This window comes from Priestia sp. USM5 (assembly GCF_058323215.1).
In genome coordinates this window covers 1-18,105 of sequence record NZ_JBSGKN010000009.1, presented here as the reverse complement: position 1 = coordinate 18,105, position 18,105 = coordinate 1, and the positions used below count along the sequence as shown (strand labels likewise).

12 protein-coding genes are annotated in these 18,105 nt (G+C 37.2%); 7 read left to right on the top strand and 5 right to left on the bottom strand.

The genetic code is table 11. The annotated features are described in order from the left end of the window. The first annotated feature begins 134 nt into the window (after positions 1 to 134). Positions 135 to 2,939: a DEAD/DEAH box helicase gene (locus tag ACWATA_RS28785; RefSeq protein WP_473050501.1), complete on the top strand. Its 2,805-nt coding sequence runs from the start codon at positions 135 to 137 to the stop codon at positions 2,937 to 2,939. 239 nt (positions 2,940 to 3,178) lie between these two features. On the opposite strand, the gene ACWATA_RS28780 is transcribed toward ACWATA_RS28785, so the two are convergent. Together ACWATA_RS28780 and ACWATA_RS28775 are read right to left on the bottom strand one after the other, a co-directional pair. Then, on the bottom strand, positions 3,179 to 3,574 hold the full coding sequence (locus ACWATA_RS28780; RefSeq protein WP_432236249.1) for a (deoxy)nucleoside triphosphate pyrophosphohydrolase: 396 nt from the start codon (positions 3,572 to 3,574) through the stop codon (positions 3,179 to 3,181). Between the two features lie 167 nt (positions 3,575 to 3,741). Beyond that, a complete protein-coding gene (locus ACWATA_RS28775) occupies positions 3,742 to 5,640 on the bottom strand; it encodes a PhoX family protein (RefSeq protein WP_473050500.1) in 1,899 nt (632 codons plus the stop codon). Positions 5,641 to 6,021: 381 nt separating this feature from the next. Between ACWATA_RS28775 and ACWATA_RS28770 the strand changes: the two genes are divergently transcribed. Next, entirely contained in the window at positions 6,022 to 6,864 is an 843-nt protein-coding gene (locus tag ACWATA_RS28770) for a PepSY domain-containing protein (protein WP_099000263.1), read from the top strand. Between the two features lie 40 nt (positions 6,865 to 6,904). Here the strand turns inward: ACWATA_RS28770 and ACWATA_RS28765 are convergent, their stop codons facing one another. Next, positions 6,905 to 8,353: a sensor histidine kinase gene (locus tag ACWATA_RS28765; protein ID WP_165635076.1), complete on the bottom strand. Its 1,449-nt coding sequence runs from the start codon at positions 8,351 to 8,353 to the stop codon at positions 6,905 to 6,907. Next, complete coding sequence (locus ACWATA_RS28760; RefSeq protein WP_028409748.1) at positions 8,350 to 9,033, bottom strand: response regulator transcription factor; 684 nt, start codon at positions 9,031 to 9,033, stop codon at positions 8,350 to 8,352. The genes ACWATA_RS28765 and ACWATA_RS28760 overlap by 4 nt, the downstream gene beginning before the upstream one ends. A gap of 228 nt (positions 9,034 to 9,261) precedes the next feature. Here ACWATA_RS28760 and ACWATA_RS28755 point away from each other — a divergent pair, with 228 nt between their 5' ends. The 3 genes from ACWATA_RS28755 (at position 9,262) to ACWATA_RS28745 (ending at position 13,404) form a co-directional block, all read left to right on the top strand. Beyond that, positions 9,262 to 10,299, top strand: a complete 1,038-nt coding sequence (locus tag ACWATA_RS28755; protein ID WP_432236250.1) for a PepSY domain-containing protein — start codon at positions 9,262 to 9,264, stop codon at positions 10,297 to 10,299. Between the two features lie 193 nt (positions 10,300 to 10,492). Beyond that, complete coding sequence (locus ACWATA_RS28750) at positions 10,493 to 11,692, top strand: class I SAM-dependent rRNA methyltransferase (protein WP_049166318.1); 1,200 nt, start codon at positions 10,493 to 10,495, stop codon at positions 11,690 to 11,692. A gap of 278 nt (positions 11,693 to 11,970) precedes the next feature. Continuing rightward, positions 11,971 to 13,404, top strand: a complete 1,434-nt coding sequence (locus tag ACWATA_RS28745; protein WP_028411930.1) for an anion permease — start codon at positions 11,971 to 11,973, stop codon at positions 13,402 to 13,404. Positions 13,405 to 13,433: 29 nt separating this feature from the next. Here the strand turns inward: ACWATA_RS28745 and ACWATA_RS28740 are convergent, their stop codons facing one another. Beyond that, positions 13,434 to 14,885, bottom strand: a complete 1,452-nt coding sequence (locus tag ACWATA_RS28740) for an alpha-amylase (RefSeq protein WP_028411931.1) — start codon at positions 14,883 to 14,885, stop codon at positions 13,434 to 13,436. A gap of 250 nt (positions 14,886 to 15,135) precedes the next feature. Between ACWATA_RS28740 and ACWATA_RS28735 the strand changes: the two genes are divergently transcribed. Then, entirely contained in the window at positions 15,136 to 15,825 is a 690-nt protein-coding gene (locus tag ACWATA_RS28735; protein WP_028411932.1) for a response regulator transcription factor, read from the top strand. Further along, the gene (locus ACWATA_RS28730) at positions 15,803 to 18,052 is read left to right on the top strand and encodes a sensor histidine kinase (protein ID WP_432236251.1); all 2,250 of its coding nucleotides are present in this window, start codon (positions 15,803 to 15,805) and stop codon (positions 18,050 to 18,052) included. The genes ACWATA_RS28735 and ACWATA_RS28730 overlap by 23 nt, the downstream gene beginning before the upstream one ends. Positions 18,053 to 18,105: the final 53 nt, after the last annotated feature.

Genomic DNA, 18,105 nt, shown 5'->3' with positions numbered 1-18,105 from the left:
ATACCATAAATAAAAAGTATTAAAAAGATCTCTAAGTCTAACTTTGACATTTTTTTAATTAACCAACCCTATTGATCCCTTCTTTCCGAACCTCTAAACTAAAACTAACAGTTTAATGGAAAAAGGTGGAGTCAATGAATAATCGGTTACTAGTCAATTCAAAAAACACCAGTCTCTTGCATGAGCTTGTAACGTCTTTAAAACAGTGTAAAAGCTTTTATTTTAGTGTGGCTTTTATTAATTTTAGCGGACTTCAGCTTCTTTTAGATCCTTTGAAGGAAGCGGCTAGTCGAGGCGTGGAAGGGCGTATTATTACATCAACTTATCTGAATTTTACAGAAGTGAAGGCATTAGAGAAAATTAAGAACTTTGATCATATTGACCTTAAAGTGTTTAGTGAAGTCGAAGAGAAGGGGTTTCATACGAAGGTTTATATTTTTGAGTATGAAAACGATTATAAAGTGATTATAGGTTCCGCGAATATAACGCAAAGCGCTTTAAAAAGCAATATTGAGTGGAATGTGGAAGTTGTGTCAAAGGGTGAGTCTCCTTTTGTTCAAGATGTACTAAAGGAATATGAGTATTTGTGGGAGATCAGTGATGATGCGACGAGCGAGTTTTTGACGGAGTACGAGAAATTTTTAGGTACGTTAAAAGAAGCATCGTACAAGCCTCAGCAGGTATTCGAACGAAGTAACTATATTGTCCCGAATAAAATGCAGCAGCGAGCGATGGAAAACTTGAGACGCTTGCGTAGCTTTGGCGAAACAAAAGCGCTTGTAATTGCGGCTACGGGTACAGGGAAAACGTATATGTCAGCTTTTGACGTTCAGAAAGTTAAACCCAAAAGGCTGCTTTTTATTGTGCACAGAGAAGAGATTTTAAAAAAAGCAAAAGAAACATTTGAAATACTGTTTGTTAATGAATCGATGACTTTTGGTCTTTTGACAGGGAATTCAAAGGATAAAGAGGCAGATTACATATTTGCGACGATTCAAACACTAACGAAATATTACAGTGAATTCGATCGAGACCAATTTGATTATATTATTTATGATGAAGCCCATCACGCAACGAGCCCATCTTATCAAAGGATAATGGAGTATTTCAACCCAGTCTTTATGCTAGGAATGACAGCTACACCGGAGCGAAGTGACAGCATGAACGTATTTGATCTGTTTGATAATAATGTTGGAATTGAAGTGAGACTTCATGAAGCGTTGGAAGATCAATTGGTGGTGCCGTTTCATTACTTTGGTATCACAGATATTGAAGGTGTAGATTTAAGCGATATAGATATTGATGATATTACAGAGGTTACCAAGCGTTTAAAAGTAAATGAGCGCGTTGATTTTATTATTGAAAAAATGGAGTTTTATGGTCATGATGGTCTAAAGCGTAAAGCGCTCGGATTCTGCGCAAGCGTTGAGCATGCAGAGTATATGGCAGAAGAGTTCAATAAGCGAGGCTATAAAAGTGAGGTTTTACATGGGAGTCACTCGATTCCTTATCGTCAAGCATATATTGAGCGTTTAGAAAACGAGGACGATGAACTAGAAGTTATTTTTTCTGTTGATATTTTTAATGAAGGTGTCGACATACCATCAGTAAATTCGGTGTTAATGCTTCGCCCAACGAACTCTCCTATTGTATTTATACAGCAGTTAGGTCGCGGCTTGCGTAAGCATGAGAGTAAATCATTTCTAACAGTGCTCGACTGTATAGGAAACCATAGCAAAGTCTTTTTAATTGCGCTCGCGCTAAACGGCAGCCGCTATTACGATAAAGAAAGCTTAAAAGTTGCCATCGCCACAGGGTTTCCAAGTATTCCAGGGGCAACGCATATTCAAATGGATGAGATTTCTCGCGATCGCATTTTAGCTCAAATTGATCATGAAAACTTTAATTCCATGAAATATTTGAAAGAAGAATACAATGAATTTAAAAAGCTAAACCAAGGAAGAATTCCTTATTATTTGTTGGATTATTTAACATTTGACGGAGCACCAGATCCAATCAAGTTTATTAATAAAGAAAAGTCGTATCTTCAGTTTGTAGCGAAGACTGAAAAAGACGACCAGCTCAGATTACTTTTATTGCATAAAGACTTTGAAAGTGCACTAAAAGAGCTATCTAGCAAGCTGCCAATCAAGAGAGTTTACGAGTTTGTTATTTTAAAATATTTATTAAATCACAATCACATTTCATTGTCCCAGGCGAAGCAAGAAGTTTTAAAATATGTAGATAACGTTGAAGAAGATTCAGTACAACACGCATTTGAAGTGTTAAATCAAGACTACTACGACAGCGTTCAACTTCGTTCAAAGCTCAAGCTAATTGAGTTTACTGGAGAAGAAGCGGTAAAAACAGAGCGCTTTACCAATGTGCTGGATAATACACAGTTTAAGCAGTTCATTAAGGACGCGATTGATTATGGAATTTTCCGCTATGAAAAAGAGTTTGGAAAAGAAGATTATGGAATTCCACATTTAAAACTGTATGAACAATATACCATGATGGACCCCGCATTGTTATCAAACTATCGTAAAACGCATAGCTCATTCCGTGGTTCTGGCTTGTTAGTAAATGAAAAAGAGTTCTTTTTATTTATTGATCTTCATAAGGAAGAAGATATTAAAGAAAGTATTAACTATCAGGACAAGTTCATTGATAAGCGTACGTTCCACTGGCAAACACCAAACAGTACGGCACAGACGTCTGAGCGAGGAAAGAATATTATTTTTAATAAAGACAGAGGCATTCATCTACACTTATTTATACGAAAATACCGTGAAATTGACGGTAAGACCGAGCCGTTCATCTATATTGGAAAAGGAAACACGGTCGAGTATCATGGTGAAAAGCCAATCACAGTTATTTTAGAGCTTGAACACGAAGTGCCAAAGCTTTTGTATACGGAGTTTACTGAAAAAGTATGAATGCGGGACAAAAGTAGTGTAGTTGAAGTGAAAAACGAACCATTAATCAAACTGTTTGATTAGTAGTTCGTTTTTTTGTTACGGTGAACGTAGATCTTATCTGTTTCGTTCCTTCTAGCAGTTGATTTCCGTGCAAGGCGAAGCCTTGCACGGAAATCAACTGCGGTGTCACAAGCGATTCACCTCGTGTATCCCATTTGTTCGTCGTTAGATGGAATTCATTTCGTTATGTCCCATCCTCATTTTTCTTTCACCAATAATTCAACTGCCGGAATATCTGCAGGAGCCCAAACAAGTGAAAGGAGATTTTCTTTGTTTAGCCAAAGCAGCTTTGCATGCTCGGTTGGTTGAGGGGTACCTTCTATGATTTCTGCTTTAATTGCAATAAGTTCAATAATAAATGTTTTGTATTCGTGTACGTGTTCATTATGTAAATCAATCGTTTTTACTTTACAATGTAGCTCTTCTTCAATTTCTCTAACTAAAGCAGAGTAAATATCTTCGCCTTCTTCTACTTTACCACCAGGAAATTCCCATAAGTTCGCTAGTGACATATTATTGGAGCGCAAGGCACAAAGTACTTCTTCTTTTTCATTTTCGATTACTGCGGCAACGACTTTTACTTTTTTCTTCATTAGTCATCCTCCTTAAGTAGCTTTTTACTTTATCATAACATAGGAGAGTAGCGGGTTATATCCTAGGTGATTTGTTCATAGATCATAGTGGAGTTATTCTATAATACATAAAATAAACATACTAAAACCACGTCTGTCACTCACAACAGACGTGGTTTCATTACGTATTAATGCTTTTTGTAAGGAGCCCCGTCCTTAGAAGGGAGTCCAGAAATGTATCCGACACCACCTGTTTCTTGAATGCCAATGCTTTCTTTCATCGCGTTAGCTAACTCTTCTTTATCAACAGCGGTAATATTTTTGTCGCTGATGTCCTCGCCCGGGTGCTGATAGTTGCTTAGTACGTAGCGAGAGTTTTTAATGTTTTCTACTGCAAGAAGTCCCGTTGCTTCTGCTCCCACTGGAACCGAAAGGATGCGTGATAGTTTTTTGGTTTTTACATTATAGGCCCATACAAAGTTGTTTGTGTGCAGTGAGCTGTCTTCTCCGATAAACAGTGTATTTAAGTCATTTGAATACGTAAGGTTATCAGGGTTGGCAATTTTATTTGGATCCGCTGTATTGCCGTATGCATCTGCTTTTTCTAGGTCTTGTCCAATCAATAGCCCTTCCATACTTGCAGGAACGTAGCGGCTGTTAATCTTGCCTTTTGCTTGGTCTTTTTGATGCGAGCCTAAGTTCAGCTGGTAGGTCACACCAGACTCTAATTTTGGAAGCTGGATATCATCTTGTACAGCACCAGGCTCTTTTAGCATGGCACTATTTTGGTAAGAAATAGCCATATACGCTTTTTTGTCTTTTTTATTAACCGTTAGTCCTTCCATCTTGTTGAATTCAGACGTGGCACCTAGAATCGCACCGTATCTGCGTGATTCTAAAAAGGCAGCTGCTTTTTCCATGCCAGGCTTTACTTTTAAATATTCAACTTTTTTACTTGCGGCGGTTTTGACTGCTTTAAATCCTTTTGTAGGCTGGTTGGCTGTTTCAAAAATATCACTGAATTTTGTGCCTTTGTCGATTATTGTTTTCACTTCATTGTCTGTTGCATGGCCAAGCTTAATCCACTGAAGGTCGCCTTTCCCTCCATTTTTTGTGCTCGTTTGTTTAAACTTTGCGGCATAAAGAGTTCCTGCTGAGAAGTCTTTTTCCTTATCTGCTACATACATAAACATCATGGTATTAGACCCATCGTCTCCAAAAAGAGCGGTTTTATTATCTGGAAGTACCTGCATCATTTCATGTGAAAAACGGCCTGTGCTGTAATGTTTTACGACAGACGCATCGCCGCTTTCATCCACTGAAATTTCTGGAATCCAGCCGTAGTAGTAAGGGTTTGCTTTTGACGTGTCACCGAAATAAAGCTTAGCGAAGTTCGTAACGTCTTTATAAGAGCTAGATGCAGGGTCTTCAAAAGCGCGTGCATCAGGCTCGTATTCTTCTGAACCGAGGTGAGTACCCCAATCCGTTGTAGAGCCATTACACGGCGTCCACAAACCATTTACATTAGAAAAATCAATTTTTTTAGCATGGTTGACGGTTAGTTTTCCTGTTTTATCATCTCGGTCAACTTGTGTAAGCGTCATGGAAGCAGGAAGACCGGAAATCTCTTTTCCAGCATTATTAACAGATTCGTATTCATAATGTGAAATAATATAAGACTTACCGTTAATGGTAATAAAGCTGTTTGAATCCGGCGCGTCTGATACATACGGTGATGGCTGATCAGGAACGCTTCGGTCAATAATTGGATCCCCGTTTGCATCGATTGGTGTACCTGCGGCGATTAATTCTCCTTTATTATCGACAATTTTATCTTTTGAAAGAAAGAGTTGGTTATAGTTAAGCGGCGTTTCTTCCACACTTCCATCTTTATACGTTACTTTTACAGAGGCCTCTGTATACGTTTTAATCATATTCTCAATCGTAGTAGGTGCTTTCATTGGCTGAAACTCGACGCTTTTGATTTGTTTTGGATGTTGAACTGGATGATGCTCTGCTGCAAAAGCAGAAGCGGCGCTAGAAGCTAAGAGAGTGAGAGATAGTCCAAGAGATACTCGTTTTTTCATGGTTGATAACCTCCAAATCGTATTCATACATTTATTAAATCATTTGATTGTTGAGGAAATATGAAGAGAAGCAGTGGATTTGTTGAGCTGTTGTTAAGAACGTTGAACATTTAGATGACAAGTTTAACTAGAAGTTATTCAGCTATCTTTCAGAATTTGTTCAGATAGCATTCAGCTGGGCTTCATAGTGAATTCATGTTCCGCTCTTACAATAAACACATAGCTAAAGAGGACAAGAAGCGCTTTGGCTCGTACAGCAAAAGTGAAAGGTATTTTAGCAGGAAAAAACGTTACTCCAATGGCGCTATTTTGATAAATGACCGCTGCTAAAACCTTTAGCTTGTGCTGTAAATACATTGGAAATTACGCGGAGGTATAATCATGATTGGAAAAGTATTAGCAGGAAAAGCAGTAGTAGCAAAAGCCGTGGGAGGTGCCACAATTGGAACAGCTATCGCTCTTGGTTCAATGACAAGTGCATTTGCTTCAGACGGTCAGCACATTACTTCAACAAAAGCGTCGGCTCATACTGAAGCGGCCACATATACACAAGCTCAAGCAAAAACAATTGCTTTAAAGAACTGCGGAGGAACGGTTCAATCGGTTTCTTTTGAAAATAACGCCTATACGTTTTTAATTCACGGAAAAGATAATCAAGACCATCATGTGAAAGTAAATGCACACAGCGGAAAAGTGGTAAAGGTTGAAAAACTATCTTTTTCTCAAAGTGAGGCACAAGCAGTAGCGGTGAAAAACTGTGGAGGAACGGTTAAGTCTGTAGGCTTCAACGATGGAGTGTATACGTTCTTAATTCATGGAAATGATAGCCGTGATCACCACGTACAAGTCAATGCACAAAGTGGAAAAGTGATTCAAATTCAAAGCGCTGCATTTACAAAAGCACAGGTTCAATCAATTGCATTAAAAAATTGCAGTGGAACGATTCAATCGAGTTCATATGCAAATGATGTATACACATTTTTAATTCACGGAAAAGATAACAAAGATCACCATGTGAAAATAAACGCTGAAACAGGAAAAGTAATCAAAGTCGAAGCGGTAAAGTTTACGCAAGAACAAGCTAAACAAGCTGCTCTTCAACAGCACAAAGGAACGGTTCAATCTGTTTCATTCAGTGAACAAGCGTACACGTTTGTCATTAAAGGAACAGACAACGTACAACATACTGTAAAAATCAGTTCTCAAACAGGAAAAGTGTGCTGATTTGATACAAAAGACGATTGCTTCACGGCAATCGTCTTTTTTACGTCAAGGGCAATACGATTTCAAAAGCAGTTCCTGCATTCAATTTGCTCTCTACACGTATTTTCCCCCCGTGCAGCTCTATAATAGATGCGCTAATGGCCAAGCCTAAGCCCGCTCCTCCATATGCCCGAGAGCGTGAAGCATCAGCTTTGTAAAATCGCTCAAATAAATGAGGAAGGTGTTCTTGAGGAATACCATGACCGTTATCTTGTATTATTAACGAAAGTTCTTTCTCATTTATTTTTCCTATCACTTGAATAACTCCTGTAGTTGGATTTGTATGCTGTACGGCGTTGGAAAATAAGTTTAAAACAACTTGTTTAAATTGATCTTTGTTAATGTCTGATGGTAAACGGCTTGGAAAGTCGAATAAAACCTTTCTGTTCCTCGCCAATAGTATGAGTTGAGGTTTCATATCTAAAATCAACTCATCTACAAAACAGTATTCTTTTTGAAACGGTGGAAGTTGATCAAGCTGAGCAAGAAGCAGAAGATCCTGAATAAGTTTGTGCAGTCTTTTGGACTCTCCATACATGCTTTTTAATGCGTCGTTTAATTGTTCTGGATTACTGCTAGCCCCTCTTAATAAAACTTCTAAAAAGCCGTGAATAGATGTAAGCGGCGTTCGCAGTTCATGCGAAGCATCCGCAACAAAACGCCGCATTTGTTCTTTGGCTTCTGTTTCTGCTTTAAATGCTTTTTCAAGACGTTCAAGCATTTCATTAATAGAAAGAGAAAGGCGATCCATTTCGATTTGTCCTTGATTAACAGGCAAGCGGTCATGTAAGCTTCCGGCATTAATATGCTCTACTTTTTTAGTAGTAGTAAACAAAGGGACTAACGTCTGTTTTAAAACAGAAGAAAAAACAAAAAAAGCAATGGTCATTGCGGTAAGTGAAAGCATTAAAAAGATGAGCATTTGTCTGATTAAGAGGTCTCTTAATGATTCTGTGGGAGTATTAATTTGAATAACTCCCTGTATTTCTCCATCAAAGATAATGGGTTTTAAAACAATGACTTGCTCTTGATGACCATCCATTTTTTTTATGAGGCTCGTCGTGTTGTCCGGCTGTTTGCTGTTTTTCATTACTTGTTTGTATGCAGATGCAGAAAGCTTAGGGAAGTAAGAATGATGTGGATCCTTAGCCAGCCGTAAAAAGGTGCTTTTTTGATTGATAAAGGTAATATTAACGCCCGGGAAATAAACCATTGGTCTTGATGATTGTTTTACATTCTGGCTTGTTTCAATATCGTGCTTCCAGACATCATCGGGAATCAAGTGAATTTGGTCTTCGATGCTTCTAATTTTATTTGTGTAAATAAATTGCTTCATAAATACGTATTGAAAAACGCCTATCAGCATCAGTAAACTCAAAATAACGAGTAAACTTCTAGATAAAAGCTGAAGGCGAAGAGAGTTCAAATGAAAGAAACGTTTGTGCTTCATGAAATATCAATCCGGTACCCTACACCGCGAAGCGTTCGAATAACGGTTCGGCTATGGTCCTGTAATTTTTCTCTCAGTGATCGAATGTATACTTCAACAATGTTTTCTTCTCCTCCAAAATCATATCCCCACACTCGATCTAAAATGGTGGATTTACTTAGTACGAGACCGTGATTAATAACTAAGAATTTTAAGAGTGCATATTCAGTAGGGGATAAATCAAGTATGTGATTAAGGTATTTAATTTCTTTGCGGCGGTCATCAATTTTAAATGGACCGATGGATACTTCGTCTAATAAGTTGGGAAATTGATTGCGGATTCTAGCTTGAATGCGCGCAAGAAGTTCTTCAAAACTGAAGGGTTTGACCATATAATCATCTGCTCCAATAGTCAGCCCCTTTACTCGATCGTCCACTTGATCTTTTGCTGTTAGCATGATGACAGCTATATTCCCCATTTTCTTTAACAAGCGGCATACTTCAAATCCATCCATTCCCGGAAGCATAACATCTACAATAGCGATATGAGGCTTGAATTCTTTGGCTATATTAATGCCTTCCATTCCGTCTTGGGCAGCTTTGATATCAAATCCTTCATTCGTTAACCCTAAAGATAAAAACTGTAAAATAGTTGGTTCGTCATCTATAAGCAAGACTTTAATTCCTTTTAGTTGATCCATCATGGTGAAAACTCCTTTGCTCCTCTACTTTCTATTATGCTTTTTTATCTGAAACAGCCCTGAATAATAGCTGAAAGCAAGCTGAAAAATAGTAGCTATTCTTATATCTTCAGCTAACTTTAAGCTTCTATTCGTCTTATTCTCAGAAATCTTTTGCATAATGAACGGCGTACTAGATAGAACGCCATAGACGGAAAGTCTAATGGTGAAGGAGGAGGAAATGTAAGGATGATTAAATGGGCAAAAGTATTGTCTACATCTGCTTTAGGAGCTGCAGTTGCATTTAGCTCTATTACAACGAGTCACGCTGCAGAGATGAAGACAGCGAAAGCAGAGACAACTGAACATGTCAGTATCTCGCAAGCTCAGGCAAATGGTATTGCTCTGCAAGATTGCGACGGGACAGTCACATCTACGGAATTTAAGCAAGAATCAAGTGTGTATGTGATTACAATTGCAACGAATAACCTTGAGCAAAGAATCGTAGAAGTAAGCGCAAGCACTGGAAAAGTAGTGAAGAAGCAAGAAGTGAAGTTATGGACACAAAATCAAGTGAAAGAATCCATTTCTAAGCAGTATACAGGAGCGATTCAATCTATTACATTTAACAAAGAAACGCATGAATATACGTTAACTGTAGTAGATGGCAAAGTAGAATATACGCTAACCGTGGATGGTCTAACGGGGAAAGTCATTCATGAGAATAAAAAAGAGCTGCAGCTAATATCAGAGCAAAAAATAAAAGAAGCAATTGTTAAACAATATAGTGGTTACGTATATAGTCTAGAGTTTAAAGAATCCGCTAGTCAGTATGTCGCAGTGATTCTTAAAGATAGCACTCAATATACGGTAACGTTAGATGCTTTCACAGGAAAAGTAGTTAATACTTCTCAGCAAGCAGTGAAGCTATTAACGAGACAAGATGCAAAAGATCTTGCACTGGCTACATATGCAGGTAAGGTGAAAATGGTAGAATATGATCAAAACGCAGCGATTTTCACAATAAAAATAATCAAAGATAATACGGAATACACCGTTACAATCGATGCGGTTTCGGGTGAAATCACACATGTAAAACATGATAAGCTTCAGCCGTTAACGGAGACCGCTGTAAAAGTTCTTGCTTTAAAACATCAAGAAGGAAAAGTAGAGCATATTGAGCTTATAACAGAAAACTCAATAACTGTATACGTGGTGACTTTAGTGAGCGGAAGCAAGCAGCAGACGCTTAAGTTCGATGCATATACTGGACAAGAGTGCTCATAATTTTTTATCTTAAAACATAAAACATACATTTCATTTTTCATTCATATCAAGCAGAGGGTGCTTCAAGGCATCCTCTGCTTTTCTATTTTGTAACTGGAAACATTACCGGTTATCTATGTTAAGATAAATGTAGATTATTCTCGTAAAATGGATAAAACTAGAATGAACTAAATTAAATAGATAGGGTGTACACATGAGAAAAGAAGTACAAGTTATAGCCAAAGAAGCTTTTATTAAAAAAGTGAATAAAGGTTATCCACTCATTGAAAAAGATGCGCTTGTTGATGGTCATAAACTGCAAGAAGAAGGCGTTATTATTAACTTAGTCACTCCAAAAAATCAATTCTTAGCCAAAGGCTATTATGGAAAACAAAACAAAGGCTACGGATGGATTCTGACGAAGAAGAAAAGTGAACAAATTGACGCGGCGTTTTTTGTACGAAAAATTCAGCGAGCTATTGCCTCTCGTCACGATTTTTATGCGTCTGAAGATACAACTGCTTTTCGTGTATTTAATAGTGAAGGTGACGGAATTGGCGGCTTAATCATTGATTATTATGACGGATATTACGTCACGAGCTGGTATAGTGAAGGAATTTATCAATTTAAAGAATACGTTATTGAAGCTTTAAAATCTGCGCCTAACTTTAAAGGGCTGTACCAGAAAAAACGTTTCAACGTAAAAGGGCAGTATATTGAAGAAGATGATTTTGTAGTAGGGGATAAAGGTGAGTTCCCTTTAATTGTAAGAGAAAATGGTATTCGTTTTGCCGTTTATTTAAATGACGGAGCGATGGTTGGGGTCTTTTTAGATCAGCGAGACGTCCGTAAAACGATTCGAGATAAATATGCAAAAGGAAAGACCGTTCTAAACATGTTTTCGTATACAGGCGCATTTTCAGTGGCGGCCGCTCTTGGAGGAGCTGCGAAAACAACAAGTGTCGACTTGGCCAATCGCAGCTTGGCAAAAACAATTGAGCAATTTAGTGTAAATGGAATTGATCACGAAGCACAGGACATTATTGTGGAAGATGTTTTTAAGTATTTTAAATATGCGGTTAAGAAGAATATGACGTTCGATCTTGTGGTGCTAGATCCGCCGAGCTTTGCTAAATCGAAAAAGCATACGTTCAGCGCGGCAAAAGACTACAAAGATTTATTAAAAGAAGCCATTGCTCTTACAAAGCCAAATGGTGTCATTGTAGCTTCGACGAATGCAAGTAATTTTGATATGAAAAAATTTCATTCGTTTATTGAAAAAGCTTTTAACGAAAAAGGGGAACGTTACAAAATGATGGAGCAGTTCTCTCTTCCAGCTGATTTTAAAACAATAAAAGAATTTAAGTCAGGTGATTATCTCAAAGTCGTGTTTATTCAAAAAGTAAATCGTTAAATGCAAGGCTGCATGATGAACTCATGCAGCTTATTTATTTTGATGAAATAACGCTTACAAGCTATTTTGAAGGGAATAAAATGAAGGTGAAAGATAAAAATTGTCAATATGTATGATAAAATAATAAAGGAATTATGCTCAACACTTCACAAATTTACAATATCATCCTTATGAAACGTATTTTTACAATTATTTTATTTTAAAGGGGACAAGTATTGGGTACGAAGGGGAAAGAGCATACTACTATTATTATTTAAAAACATGAAAGGAGAAAGATTATGGCTGAAACAACTAAAAAGCCTGCCGGTGAAGTGAAGTTTATTCCTTTATTAATTTGTCTGGCAATCGGACTTGTTTTATGGTTTATTACACCTCCGTCCGGACTTGATGTGAAGGCTTGGCACTTATTCGCTATTTTTGTGGCTACTATCGTAGGTCTTATCATTAAACCATTGCCATTAGGCAGTGTAGCTATTTTATCTTTAACCATTATTGTATTAACTAATACATTAACACTTGAACAATCGCTCAGCGGTTTTCAAAATACGACGATTTGGTTGATCGTTATTGCATTCTTTATTTCTAGAGGTTTTATTAAGACTGGTCTAGGAACAAGGGTTGCCTATATCTTTGTTCGTTTGTTCGGTAAAAAGACGTTGGGACTATCGTATTCTCTTATCGTAAGTGATTTACTTTTATCACCTGCAATGCCGTCTAATACAGCACGAGCTGGAGGAATTATTCTTCCAATCATTCGTTCTTTATCTGAAACATACGGATCGAGAACTGGAGACGGTACGGAGCGCAGAGTCGGTGCTTTCTTAACAAAAGTATCGTTTCAAGGAGATATGATTACATCGGCTATGTTCGTAACGGCAATGGCGGCCAATCCTCTTGCTGTTAAAATGACGGAACAAATTACAGGAAAGACTATTTCATGGGTTGGATGGGCAGCGGCTGCAATCGTACCTGGAATTATTAGTTTAATTGTGATTCCGCTCGTTATTTATAAGCTGTATCCGCCAGAATTAAAAGAAACGCCGGAAGCATCTGAAATTGCAGCAAAAAAACTAAATGAAATGGGCCCGCTAAAGAAAGAAGAATGGTACATGATTGGGGTATTTTTACTTCTTCTTGTGCTGTGGATTTTTGGCGCTAATTTAAATATTAATGCAACAACAACTGCTTTTATTGGTCTATGTGCGCTGCTTTTAACGCAAGTGTTAAGCTGGTCGGACATCAAAAAAGAACAGGGAGCATGGGATACATTAGTCTGGTTTGCTGTTTTGGTTATGATGGCAACTTTCTTAAATGATCTAGGCATGATTCCTTGGTTCAGTGATCTGATGAAAGGCACTGTTAGTCATATGTCTTGGATGACGGCGTTGATTGTACTAGCTATTGCGTATTTTTATTCTCACTACTTTTTTGCGAGTAACACGGCTCACGTCAGCGCTATGTACGCAGCATTTCTATCTGTCATCGTGGCCGCTGGTGCGCCTCCGTTACTGTCAGCATTAATTTTAGCGTTCTTTAGCAATTTATTTGGCTGTTTAACTCACTACGGCAGTGGACCGGCACCGGTGTTCTTCGGTAGTGGATATGTAACGCAGCAAAAATGGTGGTCGCTCGGCTTTTTAATTTCAATTATTCATATTATCATTTGGATTGGAATTGGCGGCTTGTGGTGGAAACTGCTAGGTCTATGGTAAAAAAAACAGTGGCGCAGGCCACTGTTTTTTTATGCTTCAGCCCAAACGGATACAGAGCCGCCATTTACAGGGAAGTGTCCGTAGCCGTCTTCTTCAATCACAACTTGGTCTTCTCGGTTCTTTGTGAAGTCGATCCACGTTTGTCCGCTTCGGTGTTCGCCGACGAACATTCTCTTTTCGCCGTCTTCGCCGTTTGACATCACCACAGCGCATCCAGACTTCTCAAATTCCTCTACACCATGCCTTACCCATCCAATGGTATTCGGGTGATCAAAATAATCGTCTTGCTGTCCGTATGCTTTGTCATAGCGTACGTGCAAGAGAGCAGAAATATCTTTTTCTTTTCCCTCAATTGGATGCTCTCCGCCTATCCCAAAATAGTCTCCGTAAAATACACAAGGATAGCCGTCTTCACGAAGTAAAATTAGAGCGTAAGCACTTTGTTTGAACCAATCTTCTACCCAAGATTCTAAAGATTCATTTGGCTGAGAGTCATGGTTATCTACAAATGTGACAACATTCAACGGATGAGTCTTAACCAATGTATCATCAAAAATTGTGGTTAAATCAAAATCTCTTCCTTGCTGAGAGGCTTCATGCAGTTTGTAATGCAGCGATACGTCAAACAAATCAATTTGATAATCAATAACGTCTAAAAATTCCTGACAGGCTGTTAATTCTGGATTCCAAAACTCTCCCACAAAATAAAATGGCTTTTCTTGAGAAGAGGACAATTCGTGAGCAAACTCTTTAATAAAATCATGGTTAATATGTTTAATGGCGTCTAATCGGTAACCGTCGCACTGCAGGGTGTCTGCTAACCATTTTCCCCATTTGATCATTTCTTCTCGAACTTCAGGGTGGTCGTAATCAATATTCGCAAACATTAAATAATCGTAGTTGCCAAACTCTTGATCAACATTTTCGTTCCAGCTTTTGTTTTCCCCGGCAATACGAAACACACCTTCTTTTCCGTTTTTATCATCGTAATCAGTGCCATTAAAATGATTAAAGTTCCATTTGAAAGAAGAATATTGATCGCCGCGCCCTTCAAATGTAAACTTTGTCCACCCTTCAATTTCAAAGGGTTCAGAAATCTCTTCTGTTCGGTTCATGGGGTCTACTTCAATGACGTGGAAGGTTTCTTTTTCATCCGCTGCAGCTTTATGATTCATCACAATATCAACATAGACATTAATTCCGTGATTATGACAGGCATCAATTGCTTCATGCAGCTCTTGCTTGGTTCCATACTTTGTACGAACGGTTCCTTTTTGATCAAACTCGCCAAGATCATATAAGTCGTAAACGCCGTAGCCATTATCCTCTGATGAAACACCTTTTGTAACCGGGGGAATCCACACGGAATCAATTCCTTGTTCTTTTAGTTGAGGAGCGAGCTCTTTGAGGCGTTTCCAATGCTCGCCATCAGCTGGCACATGCCATTCGAAAAATTGCATAATTGTATGATTCCGTTCCAAGTTAAATCATCCTCCTTTTAAATAAAAAGATATAATCGCTCACGGATAGTTCTTTAGAATCAAATGAGGAATTGATTATATTTTTTCTTTTAACGTTCCTGTTATCCCTATTCCTTAAACCTTTTTCAATATATGATGCTTAAGAAAATCTTAAGATTCCCCCTTCTTTTTTCTTAAGAAATGCAGTTTACAATAAAACCCATAGACGAAATGACCCATGATATACTTTTGAAAGGAGTGTGAGAAATCAATGAACGAATATGTGGTTTTAGTCGTAGATGATGAGCAAGAAATCCGCAATGGTATTGCTATTTATTTAAAAAATGAAGGTATTAAAGTCTTTACGGCCAAAGATGGAATCGAAGCCATAGAGATACTAAATAAAGAAAAAGTTCACTTGATTATTCTGGATATTATGATGCCAAGGCAAGACGGCATTTCAACAACGTTTAAAATTCGAGAACAAAAAAATATCCCGATTATTATGCTGAGTGCTAAAAGCGAAGATGCCGATAAAGTGCTTGGTCTGCAGGTAGGAGCAGACGATTATGTGACAAAACCTTTTAATCCATTAGAGCTGATAGCAAGAGTTAAATCACAGTTAAGAAGATATGTGACATTAGGTACCTATGAAGAAACAAAGACGATTAATATCCGAGGTCTTGTACTTGATATTGAGGCTAAGTCCGTCACTCTTGATGGGGAATTCATTAAGCTCACTCCCATTGAGTATAAAATTGTAGAATTATTAATGAAAAATGCAGGAAGAGTTTTTTCCATACATGATATTTATGAGCGCGTATGGAATGAACCCGGCTACAACGCAGAAAATACGGTAGCAGTGCACATTAGAAAAATAAGAGAAAAAATTGAGATTGAACCAAAAAATCCGAGATATGTAAAGGTTGTGTGGGGACTTGGATATAAAATGGAAAAATAGCGTTATTTCAGCTATAGGTATTATCTTGTTTTTATTTGGTTTAGGAGCAACCATTTCTTCTATTGGCAGCATGCATAACCTAGTAAAAGCAAACTACTTACAAAAAAGTACCTATGTAAAATCAGAAGACTTCCAAAAAGAAATAGATCGTTTTACAAATGATCTTTACCTCTTAGAATTGACATCCAAGAATAAAAATACCGTTAACGCAAATACGATAACAGAAGAAGAAATTGAGTCGTATCGATATGCAGAAGGAAACTTAACGGAACAAATACAAAACGTACACGATAAATATGAAGAAAAAATAGAAGACGCTAAGCAAGCAAAGAGTAAAAAAGTTGAAGATGCCTATGTAAAGCAGCGGGATCTAGAAGTTAAAAACATTCAAAAAAAGTTTCAAGATGATCAATTTGTTCGAGAAAAAATAGCAAAAAATAAAGAATTCGAAATAACGAGAATTTATGATGAAGCTTTTGATCGGCAAAAACCATTATCTCAATATAAAAAAGACATCATGTATTATTTGAAAGATAGAAACACACAAAAAATATATACGAACATCCAAAATGCAAGCAAGGAAAACGTTAATCAATTAGTAAAACAAAAAAATATGTTGTATAAACATACCTATTCAGCTCAATCACCCCTTGTGTTTCAACTAGATGAATATAAAAATTCATTGTTAAGCAGTGAGACAGACTCAGAGATTCCAACCCAGTATTTAAAGCAGAAGTTTACGGGTATGATTGCTGTTCCTGAAAAAGAAGCTTTCAGTAGTTCTTTATTTGATGAATATAACTATCTTCATCACCAAAATGTAGTATTTCTCGTGTATGCATTGTCAGGAATAATAGCTCTGTTAATAGTTTACTTTATTTATAAAAAAACAATAACCGGACGTTTAAAAGAAATAACAAGACAAACCGCCGTACAGAGGATTGATAAAAAAGTACCTTTAGATATGTGTATAATTGTTTTTCTTTTGTACTCATTTTTTACATTAAGTCTAGTTCTGAACGGCTATCCAACTTCTTTATTAGAATCATATAAGCATGTTGCTACATTTTTCTTTTATATGATAGCTATATCCATAGCTATTTGCCTGTGGGTACTTCAAGTATTTTTACTGTTTCAGCGTATGCGCACACTAGATGATATAAAAGAAGAATATAACAGAACGTGTGTTTATCAAGTCATTTATTTTCTTCAATCTATTTTTATTATCAGACATATTGGCATGTATATAATGGTTGTAGTACTGCTTTTAGTTTTTGCGGTATTTGCTGTTGCAGCTTTATTGACCAGTGGATCTATGTTTGTAGAACAAGTGTCTATACTATACTTAGCTGTCGGCAGTGTTATAGGAGTGGTTACTTTGATACTGCTTATGCTACGAATTAATTATTTAAATAAAATTATTATTTCCATTAATCAAATCGCCACAGCTGAGTGGAAAGAGCCGTTACCTATCAAAGGAAAATCAGCTTTAACTCAAGCAGCGATAGATATAAATCATATTCAGCAGCAAATTCAAACATCTCAGCATGTTCAAGTTAAAAGTGAACGCTTGAAAACAGAGTTAATTACCAACGTCAGTCACGATTTAAGAACACCCTTGACTTCTATTATGACATATACAGCGTTGCTAAAGTCCCAAGATCTTACTTGGGACGAACAACATGCTTACGTTGAAATTATTGACCGTAAATCAAAACGTTTACAGACACTTATTGATGATTTGTTTGAAGTATCAAAAATGGCAAGTGGAAATGTAGAATTGCATAAAGACACAATTGATATTAATCAGCTTCTTCATCAGGCTTTAGCTGAATATGATGAAGCAATTAAAGATTCAACTCTGCAATTTCGTATTCAATCTATCCAAAAGCCGATATTTGCTACTGTAGATGGTCAAAAATTCTGGAGAGTATTTGACAATTTGATAGAGAACATATTGAAATATTCACTTGAACAAACGCGTGTCTATATTTCTGTTCAAGAAATAAACGAACAAGTGAAACTAACGTTTAAAAATGTAAGTAAATATGAGTTAAATGAGCAGGCAGACGAGCTGTTTGAACGATTTAAAAGAGGGGACGCCTCAAGACAAACCGATGGCTCTGGACTTGGTTTAGCTATTGCTAAGTCAATTATTGATTTGCACGGAGGAGAATTGAATATTGAAATTGACGGAGATTTATTTAAAGTAACGATTACTCTTTAATGTGAGTGAATATAAACAGCATATCTAGTAAAAAAGAGAAGCAACCTCATTAT

Coding starts and splice junctions, on each gene's coding strand:
- ACWATA_RS28785 (WP_473050501.1), top strand. CDS start 135: ATGAATAATCGGTTACTAGTCAATTCAAAAAACACCAGTCTCTTGCAT.
- ACWATA_RS28780 (WP_432236249.1), bottom strand. CDS start 3,574: ATGAAGAAAAAAGTAAAAGTCGTTGCCGCAGTAATCGAAAATGAAAAA.
- ACWATA_RS28775 (WP_473050500.1), bottom strand. CDS start 5,640: ATGAAAAAACGAGTATCTCTTGGACTATCTCTCACTCTCTTAGCTTCT.
- ACWATA_RS28770 (WP_099000263.1), top strand. CDS start 6,022: ATGATTGGAAAAGTATTAGCAGGAAAAGCAGTAGTAGCAAAAGCCGTG.
- ACWATA_RS28765 (WP_165635076.1), bottom strand. CDS start 8,353: ATGAAGCACAAACGTTTCTTTCATTTGAACTCTCTTCGCCTTCAGCTT.
- ACWATA_RS28760 (WP_028409748.1), bottom strand. CDS start 9,033: ATGGATCAACTAAAAGGAATTAAAGTCTTGCTTATAGATGACGAACCA.
- ACWATA_RS28755 (WP_432236250.1), top strand. CDS start 9,262: ATGATTAAATGGGCAAAAGTATTGTCTACATCTGCTTTAGGAGCTGCA.
- ACWATA_RS28750 (WP_049166318.1), top strand. CDS start 10,493: ATGAGAAAAGAAGTACAAGTTATAGCCAAAGAAGCTTTTATTAAAAAA.
- ACWATA_RS28745 (WP_028411930.1), top strand. CDS start 11,971: ATGGCTGAAACAACTAAAAAGCCTGCCGGTGAAGTGAAGTTTATTCCT.
- ACWATA_RS28735 (WP_028411932.1), top strand. CDS start 15,136: ATGAACGAATATGTGGTTTTAGTCGTAGATGATGAGCAAGAAATCCGC.